The organism is Streptomyces sp. NPDC006544, from assembly GCF_040611715.1.
Taxonomy (GTDB): domain Bacteria; phylum Actinomycetota; class Actinomycetes; order Streptomycetales; family Streptomycetaceae; genus Streptomyces.
Genome location: NZ_JBEXOV010000059.1, coordinates 17,546 through 42,565 on the forward strand (window position 1 = coordinate 17,546; position 25,020 = coordinate 42,565).

A 25,020-nucleotide genomic window follows, 5' to 3' on the forward strand; every position below is an offset into this window, starting at 1 on the left:
TACGGGCGTACGGGCGTACGGGCGTACGGGCGTACGGGCGTACGGGCGTACGGGGGCGAGGCTGCTGCAGGGAGGCCCCGCCGGGGAGGCGGCCGGTTCAGCCGGCCGCGGGCTTCGGGCCCTTCAGCACCTTGCTGATCCACTCCAGCGAGCCTTCCTTCATGCCGCGCACGTAGTGCCAGCCGTTGTGCTCGCCGTTCTGGATGTCGCGGATGGTGATCTTGACCGGGCCCTTGCCGTACTTCTCCTGGAACTGCGTCATCCGCTGCTTGCCGCTCTCCTTGGTCCCCACCTGGAAGTTGATGTAGACCTCGGGGCCGTTGGCGTCGATCAGCTGCTGCGCGAGCTTCTCCGGGTTGTTCGCGTCCATCTCCGCCTGGTGTCCCTTCCACAACGGGGAGTCGGGAACGATCTCGCCGCCGCTGGCGATCACGGCCTTGAACCGGTCCGGGTGCTGGAGGACCTGCTTCATGCCGACGAAGGCGCCGGAGGAGGACCCCATGAAGGCCCAGCCGTCGCGGGACTTGTACGTACGGAAGTTGGCGCGGGTGAAGTCCGGGACGTCCTCGGCGATCCAGGTGCCCATCTTGGGCTGGCCGGGGATGTCGGAGCCGTCGTAGTAGTACTTCGCGTCCGGGTTGAGCACCGGCATGATCACGATGAACGGCAGGCTCGTACCGGCCTGGACGCCTTCGCCGATGGCCTTCTGGAGGCCGAGGCTGCGGTCGGACCAGTAGTTGGCCGGGAAGCCGTTGCCACCCGGGAGCGCGATGAGGACCGGGAAGCCGCTCCTGGCGTACTTCGGGTCCTCGTACTCCTTCGGCGTCCACACCCAGACGTCGCCCTCGAAGCCGGACTTGGCGCCCGCGAGGCGGGTCTTGGCGATGACCGTGCCGTCGTCCAGCCTGGTGGTCTGCTTGAAGGTGGCCCGCGGGCCCGTCTCGAGCTGTACGTCGGGGTCCCCGCTCGGCGTGGGCGCGCTCTTCGGGGCCTCGCCCGGCACCGCCTTCCCGGTCTCCGCGCCGGCCGCGGGCGGGGTCTTGCCGAAGCTCACCGTGGAGCCGTCGCCGGAGAACCAGTCCAGCTTCCAGGCGGCGAAGCCGCCGCCGAGGAGGAGGAGTACGAGGGCGGCGGACACGCCGGCCGCTATCGCGCGGCGGGAACGCTTGCGGCCGGAGCGCTCCGGTTCGGGTTCGGGGGCCCCGAGGGGCCCGGGTATGGAGGGCTCGTACCGCTCGTACGCCTCGTACGCCTCGTACGCCTCGTACGCCTCGTACGCCTCGTACGCCTCGGACGCCTCGGACGGCTCGGACGGCTCGGACGGCTGGTACGGCGGGTGCGGCTGGTCATCGGGCCGCGGACGCTGCGGGTCCTGGTGCACGAACTTCGCTCCGAACGGTCATGACTGCCCCCTCAGCGGGACAGGGCGGACTGGTTCCCCCCTAGTCCTGATGCGTGAATCCCCCGAAGAGTTCCAAACCAGCGCAAAGACATGTGCCGAATCTCCGCCGTCCGGAACCTTTCCCCCCGGCATCACCTCAAGTCGCCGAGGACCTCCACGCACCGCCCCAGCAGCCGGACCAGCTGCTCCCGCTCCTGCGCGCTGAACGCGGAGGCGAGCCGGCGCTCGACCGAGACGGCCGCCGCGTCGGCCACCTCCATCACCGACCGCCCCTCGTCGGTGAGCCGGGTCTCCAGGACGTTGCGGTGCAGCTCGTGCGGGGTCCGCTCGATGAGGCCGCGCTCCTGGAGGTTCTTCAGCACCGTGTTCATGGTCGGCGGAGTCACCCCGCAGAGGCGGGCGAGCGCGGCGGCCGAGATCCCGGGCTTCTCGGAGAGCCACAGCAGCGCGGCGTACTGAGGAACCGTTACCGCAGCGGGCTTCACCGCGGCGTTCTTGGCCCCGAGGAGCGCCTGCTCGGCGCGTTTCACATGGGAGCCGATGCGCTCCTCGACGGGCATGGAAGTCATCCAGGCATCATAAGCCCTTGCGTGCATTAGAGCCCTAATCTACATTCGTACTCACACGCCAAGAAGAGGACATCCGATGACGAAGCAGTCCCTGTCCGCCTCCGCCTCCCTGCTCACCCTGGCGCTCGCCCTCACCCTCGGTGTGGCCCCGGCCGCCCAGGCCTCGGACGCCGCACCGGCCGCCCAGGCCTGGGATGCGCGGGCCTCGGACGCCCGGGGCACGTCCGCGCGGACCGCGGACGGCCACGCCCCCGGCGGCCGTTCTCACGACGGCCCGGCCCCCGGCGGCCGGGCAGGGGCCGTCCGGATCTCCACGGCCTTCGGCCTCCCGTCCGCGAAGGCCTTCCCCGAGGGCATAGCCGCCGATCCCCGCACGGGCGCGGTCTACGTCGGCTCCTACACGGACGGCACCGTCTACCGGGCCCGCCCCGGCGCACGCGAGGCCGAGGTGTTCCTGCCCTCCGGCACCGACGGCCGCCACACCGCGAACGGACTGCGCGTGGACGCGCACGGCAGGCTCTGGGTGACCGACTCCACGTCGGGCGTCTCGGTCTACGACACCCGCTCCGGGGCCCGCCTCGCCCACTTCGAGATCCAGGGGAGCGGGCCCCGCTTCCTCAACGACCTGGCCATCACCCCGGACGGCACCGCGTACCTGACCGACAGCGCCCGCGCGGTGGTCTACCGGGTGACCCCGGACCAGCTCGCCGCCGGTTCGGGCCCGCTGCTGCCCGCGTACGACCTGAGCGGGCGGCTGACGCCGTCTCCGGCGGGCAGCTTCAGCCTCAACGGCATCACCGCCGACCCGGCCGGGCGCTACCTGCTCACCGCCGACATGACGGCGGGCGACCTGTACCGCATCGACCCGCGCTCGGGGGCGGTCTCCCGCGTGGCCCTCTCCGGCGGCGACCTGAAGACGGCCGACGGCCTCGACCTGGCCCCGGGCGGCGTCCTGCGCGCGGCCCAGAACACCCGCAACACACTGAGCCGCTGGCAGGTCTCGGCGGACGGCACCCGGGCCCGGCTGGTCCGCACGGTCACGGACCCGTCGCTGCAGATACCGACGACGCTGGCCCAGGTCCCGGGCGGCCGCACCCTGGTGGTGCGCTCCCAGTTCGACAAGGACGGCGGCCCGATGCCGTCCACGGGCGCCCCCACGGCCTTCACGATCGCCGCGGTCCGCGGCCTCTGACCCCCCGGAGCCGGTGGGGAGCCGGACACCCGGCCGGCGGTGGCGGCCCGGAGACATCCGCCCGCCGGTGACCCCGCCGTCCGGCCGGTCCTCGGCGACGGCCGCCCGAAGCCCCTCGGAGACGCCGACGGCCGCCACCGCCTCGTGCACTCGATGCCTGCATGCCCCGAGGGCCTGCGGGGCGTGTCCGCCTGGTGTACCGATAGCCTCACCTGGTGTGGATCCCGTGCTGAGAAGAGACACCTTGAAGGTCGTCGAACACGAGCTGACGGCACCTTGGGAGTCGGTCTTGATGGAGCCGGCCACGGGCAGCAGTACGGGTGTCGTCGTGCTCGCCGGATCGAGCGGCCGGGTGGGCAGCTGACAGGCCAGCACAGGGCCGGCACGGGCGCGACACCCGGGGCGTGGGCTCTGACCAGCCACTTCCCGGTGGGTGTGCGGGGACTCCACACGACTGCTCGCGCATGCCCTGCCGCATGTCCGCGGACCGGCCGAGCGAGGAGCGGAGAAATCCATGGCGCACGGCCGGGTCCCGCGGCGAGACTGCGCGGGTGAGCGATTCCTACCCCTGTCCCTGCTGCGGGCACCGCGTGCTCGACGCCATGCCCGGCTCCTACGAAATCTGCCCCGTCTGCTTCTGGGAGGACGACGGGGTCCAGTTCCGCTGGCCGGCCATGGACGGTGGGGCGAACAAGGTCTCCCTGATCGAGGCGCAGCGCAACTACCAGGACTTCGGCGCCTGCGACCAACAGGGCCGCCAGTACGTCCGGCCGCCGGCGACGGACGAACCGCTCGACCCGGCCTGGCGCGCCATCGACCTGACGCGCGACTCCTTCGAGGACTGGGAAGCCGAGGAGCACGTTCCGTGGCCCGACGACCGCTCGGTGCTCTGCTGGTGGCTGCCCACGTTCTGGCGCCGCTCCGAACCGGCCTCATGACCTCCCACGTCGAGCGGCCGACACCCGGTGGAGTAGACCCCTTCTGAACTGCACATTTGCCACGTCAGCGACCTGGTGTTGTTCCGTCGAGGGAGGTTGACCTCCTTGGGCCGAATCAGAGATCAACATCATGGTGATCGAGACCGCCGAGCAGATCACGGCCGGATGCCAGGCGGCTTGCCGGGTAACGGCTCGGCAAGCCGCCGGCGCTCCACTCGCCGTGCCATTCGCTCCTCGGGCCGAGCCGTGGACCGCTACCGTGAAGCCATGACCGCACTGCCCGACTGGATGCGCCCGCCGCGCCCGGAAGGCTGGTTCGCGGAGGACCTCGACCGCCTCCCCGAGGCACCCCGCCACACCGAGTTGATCGATGGAGCCCTCGTCTTCAGGATGTCGCCCCAGCGGTCCTGGCATGGCCGCCTCGTCACCGCCCTGACCACCACGCTCATGGCGCAGGCACCAGCCGGATTCGAGGTCGAGCGGGAAATGACGATCCGCCTCGATGCCCGCACCCGTCCCGAGCCGGACCTCTTGCTGACGGACCTGCCCTACGATCCCGACCGCACGTGGTACGCCCCGGAGGACGTGAAGCTCGTCATCGAGGTCGTCTCCCCGGAGTCCGCCCATCGCGATCGCCCAGTAAAACTTCGCAAGTACGCAGAGGCCGGCATCCCCCACTACTGGTGCATCGAGGACGAGGACGGAGCACCCGTCGTCCACGTCTACGAACTCGACGAACCCACTGGCGCATACGCCCCCGCCGGGATCTTCCGGGGCACCCTCCAACGCCCCGTGCCCTTCGAGGTGGACCTGAACCTCGACAGGCTGACGCCGCCCCGAAGCAGCTGAAAAGTCAGCACCAAGTCAGCACGGGCGGTCAGTAGTGGTACCGAGCCGCGAGAATGACGATCTCCTTGTCCGTCACCAGGTAGACGAGCCGGTGCTCATCGTCGATCCGCCGCGACCACGCGCCAGGCAGGTGGTACTTCAAAGGTTCGGGCTTGCCGATCCCCGAGAAGGGGTCGCGCCTGACGTCCTCGATGAGCTTGTTGATCCGGGCGAGCATCTTGCGGTCGTTCTTGAGCCAGGACGTGTAGTCCTCCCAGCCCTGATCCTCGAAAACAAGCCTCACGCGGCACCCGCACCCGCGTCCGCCGCGTCCGGATCGACCAGTTCCCGCTCCGACACATTGATGTGGGCCAGGGCGTTTTCGTACGCCTTGAGCAGCCGACGGGCGTTCGCCGGTGAGCGCAGCAGATACGAGCCCTCGCGCAGTGCCGCGTAGTCCTCGGCCGAGACGAGCACGGCGTTGCCGTGCTTGGAGACGATCTCGATGGCCTCGTGGTTCTCGTTGACCTTCTTGATCAGCGGAAAGAGTTCCTTGCGGGCTTCGCTTGCAGTTATCGACATGTCCCGACCTCTTCCCTCAAGTGGTACCTAATAACGTACCACTCTTGGTGTCTACCAGGAGGGGAACGGCTGATAGATGGTCAGCCGTCCCAGCGCCGTCCCAGCACGGGAAAAAGCCAAAGGCCCACCTCCGAGGAGGTGGGCCCTTCTACCTGCGGGTTTGCCCGGTGAGAGACGTGGTGCTGATTCACGCGCTCAGACGTTGAAGCGGAACATCGAGTACAGGCTCCCACCTGCGAAAACGCGGTTCCCGCCGCTCCCACCCAGCACCAATCCAGCACGGTGAGAGTTCATCCAGCGCGAGCGGGGGGACACTGCGGATTCCAGCCGTTGTGTACACATGGGACACTCGGTACGCTTGTGCGCATGACGCTGCCGCTGCCGCTGCCCAGAGAGTCCATCCGCGACGTGCGCGCCCACCTGGCGGAGGTCGTGGAGCGCGCCGATCGCGACGACGTACCCACGGTGATCACACGCCGGGGCAAGGAAGTCGCCGCGGTCGTCTCCATCGAGGTGCTGCACAAGTACCAGGAATGGGAAGAGCGCGAGATCAACCGGATCATCGACGAGCGCATGGCCAACCCCGCGCCCGGCATCCCGATCGAGGACATCATGAGGGAGACGCTGGCACGCGGTGAGTGAGTACCGAACTGTCTTCCGTCCCGAGGCGCAGGCCGAGCTTCGGAAGATCCCCCGCGACATGGCGCTGCGCATCCTGGCCAAGCTGACCGAGCTGGAGACCGACCCCCTCGGCTTCAACACCACTGCGCTGGTGTCCCAGCCCGAACGTCGCCGCCTGCGCGTCGGCGACTACCGCGTCGTCTACACGATCGACAACGGGGAGCTGGTGGTCTGGGTCGTTCACGTGGGGCACCGGTCCACCGTTTACGAGACCTGATCGCCGCTGACCCCACGTCAGAATATCCAGCACCCATCCAGCACGGTGACGACGAGGGGGTCGGGCTCGACAGAGCCCGACCCCCTCTGACCTGCATATTTGCCACGTCAATTACGTGGTGTTATTTCATCCGCTCAGACGTTGAAGCGGAACTCCACCACGTCGCCGTCCTGCATGACGTAGTCCTTGCCTTCCATGCGGGCCTTGCCCTTGGAGCGGGCTTCGGCGACCGAGCCGCATTCGACCAGGTCCGCGAAGGAGATGACCTCGGCCTTGATGAAGCCGCGCTGGAAGTCGGTGTGGATCACGCCGGCGGCCTCGGGGGCGGTGGCGCCCTTCTTGATGGTCCAGGCGCGGGTTTCCTTCGGGCCGGCCGTCAGGTAGGTCTGCAGGCCCAGCGTGGCGAAGCCGACGCGGCCGAGGGTGGCCATGCCGGGCTCCTCCTGGCCGACCGACTGGAGGAGCTCGAGGGCCTCGTCGTCCTCGAGCTCGATGAGCTCGGCCTCGAGCTTGGCGTTCAGGAAGATCGCCTCGGCCGGGGCCACCAGCGCGCTCTGCTCCGCCTTGAAGGCGTCGTCCGTCAGCTCGTCCTCGTCCACGTTGAAGACGTAGAGGAACGGCTTGACCGTGAGGAGGTGGAGCTCGTGGAGGAGGTCGCCCTGCTCCGTGCCCTTGGTGATGCCCACCGAGAAGAGGGTCGTGCCCTCCTCCAGGATCTTCTGGGCCTTCTCGACGGCCGCGAGGACCGCGACCTTCTCCTTCTGGAGGCGGGCTTCCTTCGTCAGGCGCGGAACGGCCTTCTCGATGGACTGGAGGTCCGCGAGGATCAGCTCGGTGTTGATGGTCTCGATGTCGTCCTTCGGCGAGACCTTGCCGTCGACGTGGACGACGTTCTCGTCCGCGAAGGCGCGGATGACCTGGCAGATCGCGTCCGACTCGCGGATGTTCGCGAGGAACTTGTTGCCGAGGCCCTCGCCCTCCGACGCACCGCGCACGATGCCGGCGATGTCGACGAAGTCGACCGTCGCCGGGAGGACCTTCTGCGAACCGAAGATGCCGGCCAGGACGGCGAGGCGCGCGTCCGGAACGCCGACGACGCCGACGTTCGGCTCGATCGTGGCGAACGGGTAGTTGGCCGCCAGCACGTCGTTCTTGGTCAGGGCGTTGAACAGGGTCGACTTGCCGACATTCGGCAGGCCGACGATTCCGATCGTGAGCGACACGTTGGCGACTTCCCGTAGCTGGAGGGGGCGGCGGCCCGGTAGTGGGCCGTCGGACAGTTTACTTTCCGATGAGGGGGCACGGATGTACGCGTGTCCGGGCACGCGATCGGCGGCCCCCCGCCTACTTTTGGGGGGTGGAGCGATACAAGGCGCGTACGGTACGTCACCCTGCGGAGCGGGCCCCGGCCCCCGGGCGGGCGGCGGTACGACGGCTGCCGCGGCCGCGGCTGACCGGGCTCGGCGGCGGGCTGTTCGGGTGCGCCGCGATGCTCGTGGTCGGCGGCGTCGACTGGCTGCTGTTCGACGCCTCGCTGTTCGTCTACGGGCTGTTCTTCCTGCCCGTCGCGGCCGCCACCGCCCTGTGGGTGCGGCCGGCCGACCTGATCACCGCGCCGATCACCGCCCCGATCGCCTTCGCCGCCGGGGTGTGGCCCGTGTCGGGCGGCTCCGGCGGCTTCGCCGGGGAGGTGATGGGACTGGTGTCCGCGTTGTCCCTGCACGCCGGCTGGCTGTACGCCGGGACGCTCGTCGCCGCCCTGATCGTGGTCGTGCGCAAGGCCGCACTGATCGGCCGCAGGAGAGCGCCCCGCCGCATCGCCTAGCTCCCCCTGCACCGCTTGCCCCGGCCCCCCTTACAGCTCCTCCCCCCGCTCGCCGTGGCCGGCGGGGCCGGAGTCGTGGTCGGCGCGGAGCAGTCCCGGGACGCCGACCCCGCCGACCCGCCGACCCCGCCGACTACGACGCCGACGCCGCCCCCGGCCCCGGCCCCGCCCCCGAGTGCGCCGCCATCGCCGCACCCACGATGCCCGCGTTGTTCTGCAGCTCCGCCGGGACGATCTTCGCGCGGACGCCCTCGATCAGCGGCAGGAACTTCTCCGGCTTGCGGCTCACTCCCCCGCCGATGATGAACAGGTCCGGCGAGAACAGCATCTCCACGTGGGCCAGGTACTTCCCCACCCGGTGCGCCCAGCGCTCCCACGTGAGGTCCCCGTCCTCCTTCGCCTTCACCGACGCCCGCGTCTCCGCGTCGTGGCCCTTCAGCTCCAGGTGACCCAGTTCGGTATTGGCCACCAGCCGCCCGTCCGTGAACAGCGCGCTGCCGATCCCGGTGCCCAGCGTGAGCAGGATGACGGTGCCGCCGATCCCGCGCCCCGCCCCGTAGGACATCTCCGCGATCCCCGCCGCGTCCGCGTCGTTGAGGACCGTGACCCGGCGGCCGTCCAGGCGTTGCGAGAGGAGGGCCGCCGTGTCCACGCCGACCCACGCCTTGTCCATGTTGGCCGCCGAACGGGTGACCCCGCTCGTGACCACGCCGGGGAACGTGACCCCGACCGGACCGTCCCAGTCGAAGTGGCGCACCACCTCGACGACGCAGCCGGCCACCCCGTCGGGGGTGGCCGGCTGCGGTGTCAGCACCTTGTGGCGCTCCTGCGCCAGGTCGCCCCGGTCCAGGTCCACGGGAGCGCCCTTGATCCCGGTACCGCCGATGTCCACGCCGAAGATCTCCATGGACTCACCGTACGAAATGCCCGGCCCCGGCGCTGCCCCGAACGGGCCTACTTCTCCGAAACGAGCTCCGCCGCCTCGGCGCGAAGGTCGCGCCGCAGTTCCTTGGGCAGCGAGAAGACGATCGATTCCTCGGCGGTCTTGACGATCTCCACGTCCGCGTACCCGCGCTCGGCGAGCCACTCCAGCACCTCTTCGACCAGCACCTCCGGCACCGAGGCGCCCGAGGTCAGGCCGACGGTGGTGACGCCTTCCAGCCAGGCCTCGTCGATCTCGCTCGCGAAGTCGACGAGGTAGGAGGCGCGCGCGCCCGCGTCGAGGGCGACCTCGACGAGACGGATCGAGTTCGAGGAGTTCTTGGATCCGACCACGATGACCAGGTCGGAGTCCGCGCCCATCGCCTTGACGGCCTCCTGGCGGTTCGACGTGGCGTAGCAGATGTCGTCGCTCGGCGGCGAGAGGAGCAGCGGGAACCTGGTCTTCAGCGCGTCGACCGTCTCCATCGTCTCGTCGACGGAGAGCGTGGTCTGCGACAGCCAGACCACCTTGGACTCGTCGCGGACGGTGACCTTCTCCACGTCGTGCGGGCCGTCCACGATGGTGATGTGGTCCGGAGCCTCGCCGGAGGTGCCGATGACCTCCTCGTGGCCCTCGTGGCCGATGAGGAGGATGTCGAAGTCCTCGTTCGCGTACCGGACGGCTTCCTTGTGCACCTTGGTGACCAGCGGGCAGGTCGCGTCGATCGTCGCGAGCTTGCCGCGGGCCGCCTCCTCGTGCACCACAGGGGCCACGCCGTGCGCGGAGAACATCACGATGGAACCCTCGGGCACCTCCTCCGTCCGCTCGACGAAGATGGCGCCCTTCTTCTCCAGGGTCTGGACGACGTACTTGTTGTGCACGATCTCGTGGCGGACGTAGACCGGCGCACCGTACTGCTCGAGGGCCTTCTCGACGGCGATCACGGCTCGGTCCACGCCCGCGCAGTAGCCGCGCGGGGCGGCGAGCAGGACGCGGCGGGATGCGGGAGCGGGGGCGGCAGCAGTCATGGGCTCCATCGTACGGGGGTCTCCAGCAGGCCGGACGTCGCCCGTTCGACGCAGACTGGGTCGAATGTCCGTACCGGCTATCCCCCGGAGGAACGATGGCGTCCGCGACGGATTCCAGCACGACGCCCGGAGCCCCCGGGACGCCCGGCGGTTCCGGTACCGCGCTGCGCCGCAGCCTCGGCTTCCGGGACCTGGTCGTCTACGGGCTCCTCTTCATCGCTCCCATGGCCCCGGTCGGCGTCTTCGGGACCCTCGACGCCAAGTCGCACGGCGCCGTCGCCCTCGTCTACCTCTTCGCGACCGTCGCGATGGCCTTCACCGCCTTCTCCTACGCGCAGATGGTGCGCGTGGCCCCGCAGGCCGGCTCGGTGTTCACGTACGCCCGCAAGGGCCTGGGCGAGGGCCCCGGCCTGATCGCCGGCTGGATGGCGATGCTCGACTACCTGCTGATCCCGGCGGTCGCCTACCTCTTCTCCGGGATCGCCATGAACGCCCTGGTGCCGGAGGTCTCCCGGTGGGTGTGGACGGCCCTGGCCGTGGTCGTCACCACCCTGCTCAACCTCTGGGGCGTACGGGCGGCGGCGCGCGTGGGCTTCGCCGTGCTGGCCATGGAGATCGTGGTCCTGCTGGTGTTCCTGGTCGCCGCGGTGACCGTGCTGGTCCGCGACGGGGCGCGGCGCGGCTGGCTCTCGCCGCTCACCGGCGACGGCTCGCTCGGCTTCTCGACGACCGCCGTGCTCGGGGCGGTCTCGGTCGCCGTCCTGTCCTACCTGGGCTTCGACGCCATCGTCTCCTTCGCCGAGGAGGTGACGGGCGGCAGCGCGAAGGTGGCGCGGGCGGTGCTGTTCTGTCTCGCGCTGACCGGGGTGCTGTTCATCGCCCAGACCTATCTGGCGGCCCTGCTCACCCCCGTCTCCTCGGCCGAGCTGGCGGCCGATCCGGTGAAGCAGGGGCCCGCCTTCTACACCACGGTGGAGGCCTCCGTGGGGCCCTGGCTGCACGATCTGGTCGCGGTCAGCAAGGCGGTCGGGGCCGCCTTCGCGGCGCTGGCCGGGCAGGCGGCGGCGGGCCGGCTGCTGTTCGCGATGGCCCGCGAGCGGCGGCTGCCGCGCGCGCTGGCCCGTACCTCCCACGGCACGCCGCGCCCGGCCCTGCTGGTGGCGGCGGCGGTGACGCTGATCGCGGCGGTGTGGGCGGCCCGGCGCGACGACGGACTGGACCACCTGGTCTCGGTGGTCGACGTCGGAGCGCTGGTGGCGTTCACCCTGCTGCACGCCTCGGTCGTCGGCTGGTTCGTCGTCAAACGGCGCGAGGGGGCCCCGAACTGGTTCAAGCACCTGGTGCTGCCGGTGCTCGGCGCCACGGTGACCGTGGCGGTGATCGTCGAGGCCTCGTGGACGGCCCAGGTGGTGGGGGCGGTGTGGCTGGCGGTGGGCCTGTGCGTGCTGGTGGTCCAGGGCGGGCGACGCGCGGCCGCCGGCGGGGCCGGCCCCGACGCCGGTGTCGGTTCGGGCGGTTAGCCTGCGTGCATGGGTCTGAATACGTCGGCTGACGCGCCGCTGCCGGTCGGCCGGGTGTCCCGGCTCATCGGGGGCTGGATCGACAAGCTCGGCCAGGTGTGGGTGGAAGGGCAGATCACGCAGCTCTCGCGCAGGCCGGGAGCGGGGGTGGTCTTCCTGACGCTGCGCGACCCCTCGCACGACATCTCGCTCAGCGTGACCTGCTTCCGCCAGGTCTTCGACGAGGTCGCGGACTCGGTGACGGAGGGCGCGCGCGTCGTCGTCCTGGCCAAGCCCGAGTGGTACGCCCCGCGCGGGCAGTTGTCGCTGCGGGCGACGGAAATACGCCCCGTCGGCATCGGCGAACTGCTCGCACGGCTGGAGCGGCTCAAGCGTTCGCTGGCCGCAGAGGGCCTCTTCGCCCCGGACCGCAAGCAGCCGCTGCCCTTCCTGCCGCAGCTGATCGGGCTGGTGGTGGGGCGGGCCTCGGCGGCCGAGCGCGACGTGCTGGAGAACGCCCGGCGCAGGTGGCCGGCGGTCCGCTTCGAGGTCCGCAACGTCGCCGTCCAGGGGGTGAACGCGGTGCCCCAGGTGATCCAGGCGGTCAAGGAGCTGGACGCCCTGCCCGAGGTGGACGTGATCATCGTGGCGCGCGGCGGCGGCAGCGTGGAGGACCTGCTGCCGTTCTCCGACGAGGAGGTCGTCCGGACCGTCGCGGCGGCCCGCACGCCCGTGGTCTCGGCGATCGGGCACGAGCCGGACTCCCCGCTGCTGGACCTCGTGGCGGACCTGCGGGCGTCCACGCCCACGGACGCCGCGAAGAAGGTGGTCCCGGACGTCGGCGAGGAGCTGGAGCGGGTACACCAGTTGCAGGGCCGGGGGCTGCGCGCCGTGAGCGGACTGCTCGACCGGGAGGAGCGGGGGCTCGCGCACGCCCTCGCGCGCCCGGTGTTCGTCCACCCCCAGCGGATGGTGGAGACCCGGGAGGCCGAGCTCGACGCGCTGCTGGCGCGCGGCCGGCGGACGCTGGGGCACTTGCTGGACCGGGCCGACTCGGAGCTGGCGCACACGCTCGCCCGGGTGGTGGCGCTGTCGCCGGCGGCGACGCTGGAGCGCGGGTACGCCGTGCTGCAACGGGCCGACGGGCACGTGGTGCGCTCGCCGCAGGACGTGTCGGCGGGCGATGTGCTGCGGGCGCGGGTGGCGGACGGGGAGTTCCGGGTGGCGGTCGGGGCCTTCGGCTCCGGGACCGAGGCCGGGACCGAGGCCGGGACCGGGGCCGGGAGCGCGGCCGAGACCGAGGCCGAGGCTGGGAGCGCGGCCGACGCCGACGCCGGAACCCGCGCAGGAACCGACGCCGGAACCCGCGCAGGAACCGGGGCCGGGGCCGGGAGCGGGCCCGGAACCGGGGCCGGGGATCTCGCGTAGCGCGACACATTGCCGCAACAAATTCGCTGCACTACACACATAAGGTGGGATCGGGAATGGCCGAAACCGATACGGCGCTGGGATACGAGCAGGCGCGGGACGAGCTCATCGAGGTCGTCCGCAAGCTCGAGGCCGGCGGTACCTCGCTGGAGGACTCCCTCGCGCTCTGGGAGCGCGGCGAGGAGCTCGCGAAGGTGTGCCGCCACTGGCTCGAGGGCGCCCGCGCCCGGCTGGACTCGGCGCTGGCGGCGCGGGACGCGGGGCAGGACGACGGGGAGCGCGGCCGGGAATGAGGCCGGCCGGCCGGGAGTGAGCTCGGTCACCACCTCGGCAAACTAGTTGAATTTTCATCTATCTCGGCGGTAGTCTTCAGGACGTCGCTTCAGCTTCAGTCCGTACAGAAGAAGGCTTTCCGATGTCTCTCGTTCTCGACGCCGCCGCTCAGGACCTCCTCTTCCGCGAGGCCCGCACCGCCAACACGTTCTCCGACGAGCCGGTGACGGAGGAGCAGGTCCAGGCGATCTACGACCTGGTGAAGTTCGGCCCGACCGCCTTCAACCAGACCCCGCTGCGCATCACCCTGGTCCGCTCCCCCGAGGCCCGCGAGCGCCTGGTGAAGCACATGGCCGAGGGCAACCAGGCCAAGACCGCCGCCGCCCCGCTGGTCGCGATCCTGTCCGCGGACAACGAGTTCCACGAGGAGCTCCCGCGACTGCTCCCGCACTTCCCGCAGGCCAAGGACGCCTTCTTCTCCGCGCGCCCGGTCCGCGAGCAGTCCGCGCTGGTCAACGCCACGCTGCAGGCCGCCTACTTCATCATGGGCGTCCGCGCCGCCGGCCTGGCCGCGGGCCCGATGACCGGCCTGGACTTCGCCGGCATCCAGAAGGAGTTCCTGGACGGCGACCACACGCCGCTGATGGTCGTCAACATCGGCAAGCCGGGCGAGGACGCCTGGTTCCCGCGCTCCCCGCGCCTGGAGTTCGACCAGGTCGTCACCACCGTCTGAGCCGGCTGACGCCTGACCCCGTACGACCTACGCCTGACGCTCGACAGCTGACGCCTGACGTACCGCAAGAGGCCGCGCGCCCCGGATCCCGGGGCGCACGGCCCCTTCGTCGTACGCCGGACGGCCGGCGCCGCTACTGCTTCTCGGCGCCCTGCTTGAACTCCAGCGCCGCCGCCATCGCCCCGAGCTGCTCGAAGGAGCCCGTCCCGGTCACCACCGTGACGTAGCCCTGCTCCCGGCGCACGAGGGCGTCGTACTTCTCGCCGTCCCACCGCTCCCAGACCTGGTCGCCGACCTGCTGGCTCTGCCCGGTGGCCGTCGCCTTCTTGGTGACCTTGCCGATGTAGCCCGCCGTGGTGTCCGTGGACTGCTCCACCGCCACGTACTGCTGTTGCGGGTCCAGGAAGCCCAGGTGCCAGGCGTTGGCGCTCTTTCGCTCGAAGCCCACCGAGGTCGCCCGCCACTCCTGCGGGAGCCCCACGGGGGCGGCCAGCGGGTACGGGGCCGCGCGCCGGGCCGTGAGCGTCTCGACGCGGTAGTCGACCACTCGCGTCGGATCGGCTTTCTCGTCATGTGGGATGAACATGTAGATGCCGCCCACGACGAGGCCGATCACCGCCAGCGAGAGGACCATGTCCCGAACCGTCTGCTTGCCCTTCATACCTGCCACGGGACCATCGTCCCGCATCGCCGGCACAGATCTTCGCCGGGGTCGGCGTGGCGCCCCCGCACACACCTCCGCACCCGGGCGTATCCGCACAAGATGTCCGCTCAGGACAATCAGCTGACCGATATGCCGCTCATACGTGACCCGGTCTGCTCAATTTATCGACGTACCGATAGAGTCCAGGGACCCTCACTCCCGGCCGTCGCCGTACAGAAAGGTGCGCTCCGATGACCGAGCACAACCTGCCGCCCCAGCTCGAAGTCTCCCCGGAGGCCCCCGACCGCAACCTCGCCCTGGAACTCGTCCGGGTCACCGAGGCCGCCGCCATGGCCGCGGGCCGCTGGGTCGGGCGCGGCGACAAGCTCGGCGCCGACGGCGCCGCCGTCAACGCGATGCGGACCCTGATCTCCACCGTTTCGATGAACGGCGTGGTCGTCATCGGCGAGGGCGAGAAGGACGAAGCCCCGATGCTGTTCAACGGCGAGCGGGTCGGCGACGGCACCGGTGCCGAGGTCGACATCGCCGTGGACCCGATCGACGGCACCACCCTGAACGCCAAGGGCATGCCGAACGCCATCGCCGTCCTGGCCGCCGCCGACCGCGGCACCATGTTCGACCCGTCCGCGGTGTTCTACATGGAGAAGCTGGTCACCGGTCCCGAGGCCGCCGACTTCGTCGACATCAACGCCCCGGCCTCCGTCAACATCCGCCGCGTCGCCAAGGCCAAGAAGATGGCCGTGGAGGACGTCACCGTGGTCATCCTCGACCGCCCCCGCCACGAGGGCATCGTCAAGGAGATCCGCGAGACCGGCGCCCGCATCAAGTTCATCTCCGACGGCGACGTCGCCGGCTCGGTCATGGCGGTCCGCGAGGGCACCGGCGTCGACCTGCTCCTCGGCATCGGCGGCACCCCCGAGGGCATCATCTCGGCCTGCGCCATCAAGTGCCTCGGCGGCACCATCCAGGGCAAGCTCTGGCCCAAGGACGAGGACGAGCGCCAGAAGGCCATCGCCGCGGGCCACGACCTGGACCGCGTCCTGCACACCGACGACCTGGTCTCCGGGGACAACGTCTTCTTCGTCGCCACGGGCATCACGGACGGCGAGCTGCTGCGCGGCGTCCACTACCGCTCCGCGACCGCGACGACCTCCTCGCTGGTCATGCGCTCGAAGTCGGGCACGATCCGGCAGATCGACTCGACCCACCGGCTCTCGAAGCTCCGCGCGTACAGCGCGATCGACTTCGACCGCGCCCAGTAGGACGCGGCCACGACGCCACAGACCACAGTGGGCGTGCCGGAGACGGCGCGCCGGAAGGGGCGCTCCCGCGTGCGGCGGGAGCGCCCCTTCCGTGTGCCCGGTCCGTATGCCCGGTCCGTATGCCCGGTTCCGTATGCCCGGTTCCGTATGCCCGGTTCCGTGCGCCCCTGGGGATGCGCGCCCGGAAGGACGCGTGTCTAGGAGGCCTCGCGCAGCTCCCCCGCCCGGCGCCGCCGGCGCGCCAGCACCACCCGGCGCTCGGCGGCCGTGAGCCCGCCCCAGACGCCGTACGGCTCCGGCTGTATGAGTGCGTGCTCTCGGCAGGCGACCATCACGGGGCATCGGGCGCAGACCCGCTTGGCGGCGTCCTCGCGGGAGAGCCTGGCGGCCGTGGGCTCCTTGGAGGGGGCGAAGAACAGCCCGGCCTCGTCGCGCCGGCACACCGCGTCCGCGTGCCAGGGACCGTCCTCTTCCCTGGCCGGCACCCGCGGCTTCGGCACGGCCGCCGCGGGCCGTCCCTGAAGACTCTGGACGGCGGCTACCTGCAGGGACTGGCGCAGCGGATGCGGCACGGTCTACTCCTGACGACGTATACGCGAGCGAGAGACGATGCACCTGTCCCTACCCGCTGTGCGCGTCCCTATGCACCGAGTGCCGCCGATCCGCGAGGTTCGACCGAAATCCGCCGCCGCCCGCCGGCCCGGAGAGGTCACTCACCCGGCATGCGCACGGCACATATGCGCCCCGCCCGGCACGGACCGGAAGTGGCCCCGTCCGTCACGTCCCGGGGCGCTCGCGGAGCTTGAGCGCCAGGTCGACCAGACGGGCGCCGGGCTTGCGCCGCGCCTCGATGTTGCCGAGCAGCGCGAAGGCGCGGACGATCACGACCGGCGCGTGCGGGTCGGTCGCGCCGGCGCCCTCGCCGTGCACCTCGACGTTGCCGAGGACCCCGCTGCCGTAGCCGCGCAGCGTGACGTTCTCCGGGACCAGGATCTCGACGTTGCCGAGGACACAGGTCACGTTGATCTCGGTGACCTGCTGCTCGAAGACGGCCTCGGTGAGGTCGACGGTGATGTCACCGAGGACGGAGACCGCGCGGGTGTGGGCACCCGGCCGCCAGCGGCCCTTGCGGGAGGAGCTGCTACACACCGCGACGAGGGTCTCGGCCGGGGTGCCCACGGGCTGCCCCGCGTACCCCTCGGGACCGTACGCGCGCTCCTGCCGGGTCCCGGCGCCGGGCGCGGGGAGGTCCCGCACGAGGACGTCCAGCTCGCCGACCGTCTTGAAGGCGTACAGGGAGTCGAGGCGGTCGGAGTGCTCCTCGGCGCTCAGCCGGCCCTCGGCCAGGGCGTCGGCGAGGATCTGCGCGATCCGGTCCCGGTCGGCGTCGGAGGCGCGCAGCGCGCCGACTGCTGCAACTGCGGGGGCGGCGGCGGCCGCGGGGTGCTTTTCCAGGTCCACGTCACCCAGCATAGCGAGACACGATAGATCGCGATACTCCCCCGACGGGGCCCAGTGAGCCTTACCTCACAGACAAACGTCCCCGCGGAGGTCCTACGCTTGACACCGCGCTGCCAATTGGTCGTCAGCGCCGTCTGCCGAGTGAGGACTGACTGCCGTCATGCCAGAGTTTGCGTACACCGACCTGCTGCCCCTGGGCGAGGACACCACCCCCTACCGACTGGTGACCTCCGAAGGCGTCTCGACCTTCGAGGCCGACGGCCGTACGTTCCTCAAGGTCGAGCCGGAGGCGCTGCGCAAGCTCGCCGAAGAGGCGATCCACGACATCCAGCACTTCCTGCGCCCCGCGCACCTCGCGCAGCTGCGCCGGATCATCGACGACCCGGAAGCCTCGGCGAACGACAAGTTCGTCGCGCTCGACCTCCTGAAGAACGCCAACATCGCCGCGGCCGGCGTGCTCCCCATGTGCCAGGACACGGGCACGGCGATCGTGATGGGCAAGCGCGGCCAGAACGTGCTGACTTCGGGCGCGGACGAGGCGGCGCTGTCGCGCGGCATCTTCGACGCGTACACCCGCCTCAACCTGCGCTACTCGCAGATGGCCCCGATCACCATGTGGGAGGAGAAGAACACCGGCTCGAACCTCCCCGCGCAGATCGAGCTGTACGCGACCGACGGCGGGGCGTACAAGTTCCTCTTCATGGCCAAGGGCGGCGGCTCCGCCAACAAGTCCTTCCTCTACCAGGAGACCAAGGCGGTCCTCAACGAGGCCTCCATGATGAAGTTCCTGGAGGAGAAGATCCGTTCGCTGGGCACCGCGGCCTGCCCGCCGTACCACCTGGCGATCGTGGTCGGCGGCACCTCGGCGGAGCACGCGCTCAAGACCGCGAAGTACGCCTCGGCGCACTACCTGGACGAGCTGCCGACCGAGGGCTCCGCGCTGGGCCACGGCTTCCGTGACCAGGCCCTGGAGCAGCAGGTCTTCGAGCTCACCCAGCGGATCGGCATCGGCGCGCAGTTCGGCGGCAAGTACTTCTGCCACGACGTCCGCGTCGTCCGCCTCCCGCGCCACGGCGCCTCCCTGCCGGTGGCCATCGCGGTCTCCTGCTCGGCGGACCGCCAGGCCACCGCGAAGATCACCGCGGAGGGCGTCTTCCTGGAGCAGCTGGAGACGGACCCGGCGCGGTTCCTGCCGGAGACCACGGACTCGCACCTGGACGAGTCGGCGGACGTCGTCTCCATCGACCTGAACCAGCCGATGGACGAGATCCTGGCGACCCTGAGCAAGCACCCGGTCAAGACCCGGCTCTCGCTGACCGGCCCGCTGGTCGTGGCGCGCGACATCGCGCACGCCAAGATCAAGGAGCTGCTGGACTCGGGTGCGGAGATGCCGCAGTACCTCAAGGACCACCCGGTCTACTACGCCGGCCCCGCGAAGACCCCCGAGGGCTACGCCTCCGGCTCCTTCGGCCCCACCACGGCCGGACGCATGGACTCCTACGTGGAGCAGTTCCAGGCGGCGGGCGGCTCGAAGGTCATGCTCGCCAAGGGCAACCGCTCGCAGCAGGTGACGGACGCGTGCGCCGCGCACGGCGGCTTCTACCTCGGCTCCATCGGCGGCCCGGCGGCGCGCCTGGCCCAGGACTGCATCAAGAAGGTCGAGGTCCTGGAGTACGAGGAGCTCGGCATGGAGGCGGTGTGGAAGATCGAGGTGGAGGACTTCCCGGCCTTCATCGTGGTCGACGACAAGGGCAACGACTTCTTCCAGAACCCGGCCCCCGAGCCGACGTTCACCCACATCCCGGTCCGCGGCCCGGGCCTGTAACGCATCCCCGAGGGGGCCCTCCGCCGATCGGCGGAGGGCCCCCTCGAACGGTTCCGCCGATCGGCAGATGGAGCCGGGGACGCCGGGAGGCGAGGCTTGGCCCGTACCCGAACAGCCCTTCGGAACACGGGAGTCCGCCATGAAGAACCGCAGCCGCACCCTCGCCCTGACCGGCGCCGCCGCCCTGGTGACGGCGGTGATCGCGGCGGCCCCCGGCTCCGCCGTCGCCTCGGCGCCCAGGGCGGCCGCCGTCCACGGAGCGGCGTCCGTCCTGTACGCCTACTCGCCCGACGACGACATCCGCTTCACGGTCGACGCCGACGCCGCGCCGTTCACCCGGCCGCTCGACGCGCCGAACGGCGAACGCGGCCTGCCGACGGACGCCCGCGGCAAGGTGACCGTCTACCACTACTCGCCGGAGTACCACGTCACCGGGACCTCCGAGGCCGAGGTGGACTGCCTGGTCACGGGCGGCCGCACGGCGACGGTCACCGCCGTGGTCACCCAGTCGAACACGGGCGACACGGGCAAGCGGATCGGGATCAGCGTCCAGGACGGCGAGCACGGCGAGCCGGACCGCGTGGGCTTCTCCTGGGGCGTGGCCAACATGGACGAGAAGGAGGACGGCACGGCCGTCGAGGCGAGGGTCGGCACCTGCATGGCCCCGGCCCCCTTCACCACGGTCGTCAAGGGCGGCTTCAAGGTCGCCCCGGCACCGCTGCCGCCCCTCCCCCGCTGAACGGCCCGGCTGAGCGGATCCGCCGAGCGGGTCCGCTTCACGCGGGGGATACAGGCCTGTATCCAACCGTTCACCCCTCTTTGCGATGATTTCCGCATGACAGTGACGTCCTCCCTCCCCACCGCCCGCGCCACCCGGGTGGTCGCGCACCGCGGGGCCTCCCACGAGCACCCCGAGCACACGCTCGCCGCCTACCGGCAGGCCGTCGACGACGGGGCGGACGCCCTGGAGTGCGATGTCCGGCTCACCGCCGACCACCGGCTCGTCTGCGTGCACGACCGGCGCGTCGAACGGACCTCGGACGGGCGCGGGATCGTCTCCGAGATGACGTACGAGGAGCTGCGCGCCCTCGACTTCGGCGCCTGGAAGGGAGCCGCGCACACGGGGGCCCGGGTGCTGCTCTTCGAGGACCTGCTCCAGGAGACGCTCGCCGCCGGCCGGCCGGTGGGGCTGGCCGTGGAGACGAAGCACCCGACGCGCGCGGGCGGCCGGCTGGAGGAGGAACTCGTCCGCGTGCTGCGCCGGTACGGGCTCGCGGACGGCCGCGGCGGCCTCGTGGAGGTGATGAGCTTCTCGCGCGGCGCGCTGACCCGGATGCACCGGCTCGCCCCCGGGCTCCCGGCCGTGTACCTGATGGAGCGGCGCCTGCGCCCGGCCCGCCCGCCCTTCGCCACGCACGCGGGCCCCGGGATCGAGCTCGTCCGCCGGGATCCGGGACTGGTGGGGCGGCTGAAGTCCAAGGGGCTGTCGGTGCGGGTGTGGACGGTGGACGAACCCGAGGACGTGGAGCTGTGCCTGAACCTCGGAGTGGACACGCTCATCACCAACCGGCCCCGCGCCGTCCGAGAGCAGGTGGAGGCCCGCTAGCGCCCCGCGTTCTCGCGCCGCATTGGCTGATTCGCACTCGTGACAGCCGGTCGGTGAACCCCGAACGTATGCCGTGGCGCGCACGACGGGAAGATCAGCCCCGCGGGTGCGCCTGGCCGACGACAGGACAGGCGCTCACCGGCGCCGTGGCGCGGGCGAGGGTGACTGATATGGGCTTACAGCGACAGGCGAGACGTACGGCCGACAGCGGCTCCGGCGGTTCCGGCGTTCCCACCGGCTCCGGCGCCTCCTCCGGCTCGGCCGCCCCCACCGGCTCCCCGGCGGGCGGCGGACCCTTCGCCGCCGCGGACGCGGGCGGCGGCGCGGGGCCGGAAGCCGCCGCCGTCGGCCCGGACCTCACGCCGTGCTATCTCGTCCTCGGCCCGCTGGAGGTGCGCCGCGGCGGGGTGAGCTGTACGCCGACTCCGCTCAAGCGCCGCGCCCTGCTCGCGATCCTGCTGCTGCACGCGAACAGACTGGCGTCGGCGGACATGCTGATAGACGAGTTGTGGGACGGGCACCCGCCCCGATCCGCCCAGGCGACCCTGCAGATGTACGTGTCCGGGCTGCGCCGGACGCTCGACCCGGGCCACGGACGCGGGGGCGGGGACCCGCGCCGCCACCCCGTGCTGCGCACGGCCGGCTCCGGCTACGTGCTCGAGGTCGGCCCCGGCGAGCTGGACCTGGACCTCTCCCGCGCCCTCGCCGCGCTCGGCCGCCGGCAGCTGGCCGACGGCGACTGCACCGCCGCCAGCGAGGCCTTCTCCGCGGCGCTCGCGATGTGGCGCGGCCGGCCGCTGGCCGATCTCGGCCCCGCGCGCCTGCCCGAGTACTACACGGCCCCGCTGGAAGAGGAGCGCCTCGCCCTGCTCCACGACCGGATCGGCGCCGACATCTGCGCGGGCCGCTCCCAGGGGGTCATCACCGAACTGGCCGAACTGTGCGCCCGCCACCCGCTGCGCGAGGCGTTCCACGAACAGCTGATGCTGGCGCTGGCCGGAACCGGGCGGCGGGCCGAGGCGCTGGACGCGTACGCCCGCGCACGGCGGGTGGTCGTCGAGGGCACCGGAGTGGAGCCCGGCCCCGACCTGCAGGCCGTACAGCGCGCCCTGCTCGGCGGCCTGCGCCCCTCCGCCACCGTGCACGGCCGATGTCGGGGCTCCCTGCTGCTCCAGCCGGCCGGGCTCTGACCGGGGGCCGGCGGGGTGGGGCGCCGGCCGGGCCCTCATCGGGGGCCTGCGGCACCGGTGCGGGAGCGGGCCGGGTCCGGTCCGTCACGGACCGCCGCGGACGGCCGCGGCCGGGCCGTGCCCGCCTCGGCCCCGCCGGCCTCGGCCCGTCCGGCCTCAGCCCAGCCGCCAGTCCAGGCGGCGCCGGTAGTAGACCAGCGGATCGGCGTCCGCCACCGCGCACCCCGCCACCTCGCCCACCAGCACCGCGTGGTCCCCGTGGGGGAACACCGCGGACACCCGGCACCTCAGGTACACGGGGACGCCCGCCAGCCGGGGCGTCCCGTCGTCCCAGTCCCAGTCCAGGCCCGCGAACTTGTCCTCCGAGCGGCCCGCGAACACCTTCGCGAGGGCCTCGTCCCCCGAACCCAGCAGGTGCGCCCCGAAGGACGCGCCCACCCTGGCGTCCATGGCCCGGTACGTACGCGAGCCGCACGCGAGCGCCAGCATGACGGACGGCGGGGCCACGCTGTAGGAGCTGAGGGAGGACACCAGCAGTCCGCACGGACTGCCGTCGGCGCGCCGCCCGCTGATCACCGCCGCCCCGGACACCAGCCGGGCCATCGCCTCGGTGAACGCCGCCGCCAGCTCGTCCGGCGGCGCGGGGGGCCGGAGGTCCGGTCCGGCCCCCGCCCCCGCGTCCCCCCGGACTCCGGCTCGTGCGTCGGCCTGTGCGCCGGCCCGTACGTCCGTTCCCTGCTCCCGCTGCCGCAGGCTCATCCCGCGCTCCGCCTCAGACGGCGCTGTGCTCGGCGGCGCGCAGGCAGGAGTCCCGCTGCGCGCCGGCGTCGGGGTCGCCGGTGGCCGCGTACACGGCGTCGAAGTCCGACGCCGCCCGGTCGAACCGGCCCGCCGCCTCGTGGACCACGGCCCGGTTGAACCGGAACTCGGGCCGGTCGGCCAGGTCCACCGCCCGGTCGAAATCGGCCGTCGCGGTCGCCAGATCGCCTTCCGAGTAGGCGAGTTCGCCCTTGACGGCCCAGGCCTCGGCCAGTCCCGGGTCGCCCGCGAGCGCGGACGCGAGCGCCTCGGCCGCCTCCTTGCCGCGACCCGCCTCCGCCAGCAGCCGCCCGCGCAGGCACAGCAGGTGGGGGTGGTCGGGGGCCAGCGCCAGTCCGGCGTCCACGTCCGCCAGCGCCGCCTCGGCCTCGCCCGCGTCGGCGAACAGGCCGGCCCGGCCCAAAAGCGCCTCCTGATGGCCCGGTTCGAGCTCGAGGGTACGGCTGAAGTCGGCCAACGCGCCTTCGGCATCACCGAGTTCGAGCCGGGCGTCCCCGCGGTTGTAGTAGGCCTCGGGGAACGGGGCCTCGAGCGCGAGGGCCCGCTCGTAGTCGGCGATGGCCTCCTCCGAACGCCCCAGCTTCCGCAGGATGTTGCCCCGGTTGAAGTAGTGGTCGGCGAAGTCGTCGTCCGCGTCCACGATCTCGGCGTAGTCCTCGAGGGCCGCCTCCAGGCGCCCGCTCATGCTGTTGACCTGGGCCCGGTTGTACCGCAGTCCGACCCGGTGCCAGGTGCGCTCCCCCAGGCCGAGCTCCCGGTCGAGCCGTTCGATCCCCTGGTCGAGCAGCCGCAGCGCCTCGTCCGGGTGGCCGTCGCGGACCTCCACGAGCGCGAGCCCGTTGCGGTTGAAGACCGAGTAGAAGGAACGTTCCTTGGGGTCCGGCAGCAGGTCCGACAGGGCGATGGCCGTGTTGACCCAGGCGCGCGCCTGGCGCGGATCGCGCCGTTCCTCCGGGTAGTGGCGTGCGTAGAGCATGCCGATCTCGTAGGCGAGCTTCATGTGGTGCGCGGGGTTCTGCGTGGCCATCCGCGCCTCCTCCTGGAGCACGGCCGACTCGTCGGGCCGGCCGGCCGCCGCGAGGCACACCCCGGACTCCCGGATGAACACCCACCACAGCTGGGGGCGCTCGACCGGGTCCACGAACCGCCGTCCCTCATCGCCCAGTTCGGCCGCGATGTGGTAGAAGCCCAGGTACTTGCAGCGCAGCATGGCCGCGCGCAGCGCCTCGACCCCGGCCCCGGCCGCGTCGGAGCCGCGCATCAGGTGGTAGGGCAGTGCTCCCAGCCGCAGCGAGGGCTCGGCCTCCTCGGCCGGGCCGGCGAGTTCGGCGGCCCGGCGGTCGTGCAGCGCGGCGCGCTCGGTCTCGGCGAGCCGCTCGTAGGCGGCGATCAGCGCGGGGTCGTCGTCCACGCAGTCCCCGTCCACGTATTCCCGGGCCGCGTCGGGACCGGCGGTGTGCGGGGCCTGAGCGGCCGAGCCCTCCGTCTTCTTCGTGTACGCGGCCAGCGCGTCCGGGAGCGAGAGGGAGGGGAAGCCGGGCGGGTCCAGCAGCCGGGCCGTCCCCGAGCACAGGACCAGGGTGAGGAGCTCGGGCGGGATCCGCCGCAGGGCGGCGGCCAGGAACTCCTGGTCGGTCACGTCGGCGTGCTGGACGTTCTCCACGACCAGGGTGCGCGGGCCCTGCGCCGCGTCGGCGAGTGCGGCGAGCAGGAAGTCCACGATGCCGTGCGCGACGCGCAGGGAGTGCAGGCGGGCCGGGTAGCGGCTCACCTCGCCGGCCGTCGACTGCTCCTCGATGTGGTGCGTGATCGGCGGCACCAGCGGGGCCAGCTCGGGCGTGCTCTCCTGGAGCTCGATGTAGTGCCGGCCGGCCAGCTCGGGCCGCCGGGCCAGCGCGTCCGGGGCCACGAGCCGCAGCAGCGCACCGGCGGCGGTGTACGGGCCGCGCAGGCGCCGGTGGGCGTCCAGGGACGCGAGCAGCGGGGGCAGGTCGAGACCGGCCCGCAGCGTTTCGCGCTCGCGGCGGTGCGGCGCGCAGATCCAGTGGTGCCCGCTCATGGGCCTGCCTTTCACAG

Annotated in this window: 28 protein-coding genes; 16 read left to right on the forward strand and 12 right to left on the reverse strand. The window is 71.7% G+C overall.

All coding sequences use genetic code 11. The features are described 5' to 3' along the window. Window positions 1–97: 97 nt before the first annotated feature. Together ABZY44_RS24800 and ABZY44_RS24805 are read right to left on the reverse strand one after the other, a co-directional pair. Window positions 98–1,138: an alpha/beta hydrolase-fold protein gene (locus ABZY44_RS24800; RefSeq protein WP_356657442.1), complete on the reverse strand. Its 1,041-nt coding sequence runs from the start codon at window positions 1,136–1,138 to the stop codon at window positions 98–100. Window positions 1,139–1,533: 395 nt separating this feature from the next. Next, a complete protein-coding gene (locus ABZY44_RS24805; RefSeq protein ID WP_356657387.1) occupies window positions 1,534–1,971 on the reverse strand; it encodes a MarR family transcriptional regulator in 438 nt (145 codons plus the stop codon). A 76-nt stretch (window positions 1,972–2,047) separates the two neighbouring features. On the opposite strand from ABZY44_RS24805, the gene ABZY44_RS24810 reads away from it, so the two are divergent. From ABZY44_RS24810 to ABZY44_RS24825, 4 genes are all read left to right on the forward strand, one after another. Beyond that, entirely contained in the window at window positions 2,048–3,163 is a 1,116-nt protein-coding gene (locus ABZY44_RS24810; RefSeq protein WP_356657389.1) for an SMP-30/gluconolactonase/LRE family protein, read from the forward strand. Window positions 3,164–3,380: 217 nt separating this feature from the next. Next, on the forward strand, window positions 3,381–3,527 hold the full coding sequence (locus ABZY44_RS24815) for a hypothetical protein (protein WP_356657391.1): 147 nt from the start codon (window positions 3,381–3,383) through the stop codon (window positions 3,525–3,527). A gap of 187 nt (window positions 3,528–3,714) precedes the next feature. Next, entirely contained in the window at window positions 3,715–4,101 is a 387-nt protein-coding gene (locus ABZY44_RS24820) for a CPCC family cysteine-rich protein (RefSeq protein WP_356657393.1), read from the forward strand. A gap of 267 nt (window positions 4,102–4,368) precedes the next feature. Continuing rightward, a complete protein-coding gene (locus tag ABZY44_RS24825; protein ID WP_356657395.1) occupies window positions 4,369–4,950 on the forward strand; it encodes a Uma2 family endonuclease in 582 nt (193 codons plus the stop codon). Window positions 4,951–4,978: 28 nt separating this feature from the next. Here ABZY44_RS24825 and ABZY44_RS24830 read toward each other — a convergent pair whose 3' ends face one another. Together ABZY44_RS24830 and ABZY44_RS24835 are read right to left on the reverse strand one after the other, a co-directional pair. Further along, window positions 4,979–5,233, reverse strand: a complete 255-nt coding sequence (locus tag ABZY44_RS24830; protein WP_168530032.1) for a Txe/YoeB family addiction module toxin — start codon at window positions 5,231–5,233, stop codon at window positions 4,979–4,981. After that, on the reverse strand, window positions 5,230–5,511 hold the full coding sequence (locus tag ABZY44_RS24835; RefSeq protein ID WP_356657397.1) for a type II toxin-antitoxin system prevent-host-death family antitoxin: 282 nt from the start codon (window positions 5,509–5,511) through the stop codon (window positions 5,230–5,232). The genes ABZY44_RS24830 and ABZY44_RS24835 overlap by 4 nt, the downstream gene beginning before the upstream one ends. A gap of 366 nt (window positions 5,512–5,877) precedes the next feature. Here ABZY44_RS24835 and ABZY44_RS24840 point away from each other — a divergent pair, with 366 nt between their 5' ends. Continuing rightward, a complete protein-coding gene (locus ABZY44_RS24840; RefSeq protein ID WP_356657399.1) occupies window positions 5,878–6,153 on the forward strand; it encodes a type II toxin-antitoxin system Phd/YefM family antitoxin in 276 nt (91 codons plus the stop codon). After that, on the forward strand, window positions 6,146–6,409 hold the full coding sequence (locus ABZY44_RS24845; RefSeq protein WP_054221840.1) for a type II toxin-antitoxin system RelE/ParE family toxin: 264 nt from the start codon (window positions 6,146–6,148) through the stop codon (window positions 6,407–6,409). The genes ABZY44_RS24840 and ABZY44_RS24845 overlap by 8 nt, the downstream gene beginning before the upstream one ends. Before the next feature lie 134 nt (window positions 6,410–6,543). Here the strand turns inward: ABZY44_RS24845 and ychF are convergent, their stop codons facing one another. Beyond that, entirely contained in the window at window positions 6,544–7,632 is a 1,089-nt protein-coding gene (gene ychF / locus ABZY44_RS24850; RefSeq protein ID WP_356657402.1) for a redox-regulated ATPase YchF, read from the reverse strand. A 212-nt stretch (window positions 7,633–7,844) separates the two neighbouring features. Here ychF and ABZY44_RS24855 point away from each other — a divergent pair, with 212 nt between their 5' ends. Continuing rightward, window positions 7,845–8,234, forward strand: a complete 390-nt coding sequence (locus ABZY44_RS24855) for a DUF6542 domain-containing protein (RefSeq protein ID WP_356657444.1) — start codon at window positions 7,845–7,847, stop codon at window positions 8,232–8,234. Between the two features lie 133 nt (window positions 8,235–8,367). On the opposite strand, the gene ppgK is transcribed toward ABZY44_RS24855, so the two are convergent. Then, on the reverse strand, window positions 8,368–9,141 hold the full coding sequence (ppgK, locus tag ABZY44_RS24860) for a polyphosphate--glucose phosphotransferase (RefSeq protein WP_356657404.1): 774 nt from the start codon (window positions 9,139–9,141) through the stop codon (window positions 8,368–8,370). Window positions 9,142–9,188: 47 nt separating this feature from the next. Next, the gene (locus ABZY44_RS24865) at window positions 9,189–10,193 is read right to left on the reverse strand and encodes a 4-hydroxy-3-methylbut-2-enyl diphosphate reductase (protein ID WP_356657406.1); all 1,005 of its coding nucleotides are present in this window, start codon (window positions 10,191–10,193) and stop codon (window positions 9,189–9,191) included. An 86-nt stretch (window positions 10,194–10,279) separates the two neighbouring features. Between ABZY44_RS24865 and ABZY44_RS24870 the strand changes: the two genes are divergently transcribed. The 4 genes from ABZY44_RS24870 to ABZY44_RS24885 all read left to right on the forward strand — a co-directional run bounded on the left by ABZY44_RS24870 (window position 10,280) and on the right by ABZY44_RS24885 (window position 14,117). Beyond that, complete coding sequence (locus ABZY44_RS24870; protein WP_356657408.1) at window positions 10,280–11,704, forward strand: APC family permease; 1,425 nt, start codon at window positions 10,280–10,282, stop codon at window positions 11,702–11,704. A 9-nt stretch (window positions 11,705–11,713) separates the two neighbouring features. Beyond that, complete coding sequence (xseA, locus tag ABZY44_RS24875; protein WP_356657410.1) at window positions 11,714–13,111, forward strand: exodeoxyribonuclease VII large subunit; 1,398 nt, start codon at window positions 11,714–11,716, stop codon at window positions 13,109–13,111. Window positions 13,112–13,167: 56 nt separating this feature from the next. Beyond that, entirely contained in the window at window positions 13,168–13,404 is a 237-nt protein-coding gene (locus ABZY44_RS24880; RefSeq protein ID WP_356657412.1) for an exodeoxyribonuclease VII small subunit, read from the forward strand. A gap of 122 nt (window positions 13,405–13,526) precedes the next feature. Then, window positions 13,527–14,117, forward strand: a complete 591-nt coding sequence (locus ABZY44_RS24885) for a malonic semialdehyde reductase (RefSeq protein ID WP_356657414.1) — start codon at window positions 13,527–13,529, stop codon at window positions 14,115–14,117. Window positions 14,118–14,250: 133 nt separating this feature from the next. Here the strand turns inward: ABZY44_RS24885 and ABZY44_RS24890 are convergent, their stop codons facing one another. Further along, window positions 14,251–14,778 carry a DUF4245 domain-containing protein gene (locus tag ABZY44_RS24890; RefSeq protein WP_356657446.1) on the reverse strand — a complete coding sequence of 176 codons (528 nt, stop codon included), beginning with the start codon at window positions 14,776–14,778 and terminating at the stop codon, window positions 14,251–14,253. A 233-nt stretch (window positions 14,779–15,011) separates the two neighbouring features. Here ABZY44_RS24890 and glpX point away from each other — a divergent pair, with 233 nt between their 5' ends. Next, window positions 15,012–16,043 carry a class II fructose-bisphosphatase gene (gene glpX, locus ABZY44_RS24895; RefSeq protein WP_356657416.1) on the forward strand — a complete coding sequence of 344 codons (1,032 nt, stop codon included), beginning with the start codon at window positions 15,012–15,014 and terminating at the stop codon, window positions 16,041–16,043. A 197-nt stretch (window positions 16,044–16,240) separates the two neighbouring features. Here glpX and ABZY44_RS24900 read toward each other — a convergent pair whose 3' ends face one another. Next, complete coding sequence (locus tag ABZY44_RS24900; protein WP_254382915.1) at window positions 16,241–16,543, reverse strand: WhiB family transcriptional regulator; 303 nt, start codon at window positions 16,541–16,543, stop codon at window positions 16,241–16,243. Window positions 16,544–16,820: 277 nt separating this feature from the next. Then, window positions 16,821–17,504 carry a DUF1707 domain-containing protein gene (locus ABZY44_RS24905; protein WP_356657418.1) on the reverse strand — a complete coding sequence of 228 codons (684 nt, stop codon included), beginning with the start codon at window positions 17,502–17,504 and terminating at the stop codon, window positions 16,821–16,823. 160 nt (window positions 17,505–17,664) lie between these two features. Between ABZY44_RS24905 and ABZY44_RS24910 the strand changes: the two genes are divergently transcribed. The 4 genes from ABZY44_RS24910 (at window position 17,665) to ABZY44_RS24925 (ending at window position 22,125) form a co-directional block, all read left to right on the forward strand. After that, on the forward strand, window positions 17,665–19,329 hold the full coding sequence (locus tag ABZY44_RS24910) for a fumarate hydratase (RefSeq protein ID WP_356657420.1): 1,665 nt from the start codon (window positions 17,665–17,667) through the stop codon (window positions 19,327–19,329). A 139-nt stretch (window positions 19,330–19,468) separates the two neighbouring features. Continuing rightward, on the forward strand, window positions 19,469–20,068 hold the full coding sequence (locus tag ABZY44_RS24915) for a hypothetical protein (RefSeq protein ID WP_356657422.1): 600 nt from the start codon (window positions 19,469–19,471) through the stop codon (window positions 20,066–20,068). A 96-nt stretch (window positions 20,069–20,164) separates the two neighbouring features. Then, entirely contained in the window at window positions 20,165–20,935 is a 771-nt protein-coding gene (locus ABZY44_RS24920) for a glycerophosphodiester phosphodiesterase (protein ID WP_356657424.1), read from the forward strand. A 170-nt stretch (window positions 20,936–21,105) separates the two neighbouring features. Then, window positions 21,106–22,125 (forward strand): AfsR/SARP family transcriptional regulator, encoded by a 1,020-nt coding sequence (locus ABZY44_RS24925; RefSeq protein ID WP_356657426.1) that lies wholly within the window; start codon window positions 21,106–21,108, stop codon window positions 22,123–22,125. 156 nt (window positions 22,126–22,281) lie between these two features. Here the strand turns inward: ABZY44_RS24925 and ABZY44_RS24930 are convergent, their stop codons facing one another. Continuing rightward, a complete protein-coding gene (locus tag ABZY44_RS24930) occupies window positions 22,282–22,884 on the reverse strand; it encodes a flavin reductase family protein (RefSeq protein ID WP_356657428.1) in 603 nt (200 codons plus the stop codon). Between the two features lie 13 nt (window positions 22,885–22,897). Beyond that, entirely contained in the window at window positions 22,898–25,003 is a 2,106-nt protein-coding gene (locus tag ABZY44_RS24935; protein ID WP_356657430.1) for a tetratricopeptide repeat protein, read from the reverse strand. Window positions 25,004–25,020 lie beyond the last annotated feature (17 nt).

Coding starts and splice junctions, on each gene's coding strand:
- ABZY44_RS24885 (WP_356657414.1), top strand. CDS start 13,527: ATGTCTCTCGTTCTCGACGCCGCCGCTCAGGACCTCCTCTTCCGCGAG.
- ABZY44_RS24870 (WP_356657408.1), top strand. CDS start 10,280: ATGGCGTCCGCGACGGATTCCAGCACGACGCCCGGAGCCCCCGGGACG.
- ABZY44_RS24920 (WP_356657424.1), top strand. CDS start 20,165: ATGACAGTGACGTCCTCCCTCCCCACCGCCCGCGCCACCCGGGTGGTC.
- ABZY44_RS24825 (WP_356657395.1), top strand. CDS start 4,369: ATGACCGCACTGCCCGACTGGATGCGCCCGCCGCGCCCGGAAGGCTGG.
- ABZY44_RS24910 (WP_356657420.1), top strand. CDS start 17,665: ATGCCAGAGTTTGCGTACACCGACCTGCTGCCCCTGGGCGAGGACACC.
- ABZY44_RS24930 (WP_356657428.1), bottom strand. CDS start 22,884: ATGAGCCTGCGGCAGCGGGAGCAGGGAACGGACGTACGGGCCGGCGCA.
- ABZY44_RS24925 (WP_356657426.1), top strand. CDS start 21,106: ATGGGCTTACAGCGACAGGCGAGACGTACGGCCGACAGCGGCTCCGGC.
- ABZY44_RS24805 (WP_356657387.1), bottom strand. CDS start 1,971: ATGACTTCCATGCCCGTCGAGGAGCGCATCGGCTCCCATGTGAAACGC.
- ABZY44_RS24865 (WP_356657406.1), bottom strand. CDS start 10,193: ATGGAGCCCATGACTGCTGCCGCCCCCGCTCCCGCATCCCGCCGCGTC.
- glpX (WP_356657416.1), top strand. CDS start 15,012: ATGACCGAGCACAACCTGCCGCCCCAGCTCGAAGTCTCCCCGGAGGCC.
- xseA (WP_356657410.1), top strand. CDS start 11,714: ATGGGTCTGAATACGTCGGCTGACGCGCCGCTGCCGGTCGGCCGGGTG.
- ABZY44_RS24915 (WP_356657422.1), top strand. CDS start 19,469: ATGAAGAACCGCAGCCGCACCCTCGCCCTGACCGGCGCCGCCGCCCTG.
- ppgK (WP_356657404.1), bottom strand. CDS start 9,141: ATGGAGATCTTCGGCGTGGACATCGGCGGTACCGGGATCAAGGGCGCT.
- ABZY44_RS24935 (WP_356657430.1), bottom strand. CDS start 25,003: ATGAGCGGGCACCACTGGATCTGCGCGCCGCACCGCCGCGAGCGCGAA.
- ABZY44_RS24840 (WP_356657399.1), top strand. CDS start 5,878: ATGACGCTGCCGCTGCCGCTGCCCAGAGAGTCCATCCGCGACGTGCGC.
- ABZY44_RS24880 (WP_356657412.1), top strand. CDS start 13,168: ATGGCCGAAACCGATACGGCGCTGGGATACGAGCAGGCGCGGGACGAG.
- ABZY44_RS24835 (WP_356657397.1), bottom strand. CDS start 5,511: ATGTCGATAACTGCAAGCGAAGCCCGCAAGGAACTCTTTCCGCTGATC.
- ABZY44_RS24890 (WP_356657446.1), bottom strand. CDS start 14,778: ATGAAGGGCAAGCAGACGGTTCGGGACATGGTCCTCTCGCTGGCGGTG.
- ABZY44_RS24810 (WP_356657389.1), top strand. CDS start 2,048: ATGACGAAGCAGTCCCTGTCCGCCTCCGCCTCCCTGCTCACCCTGGCG.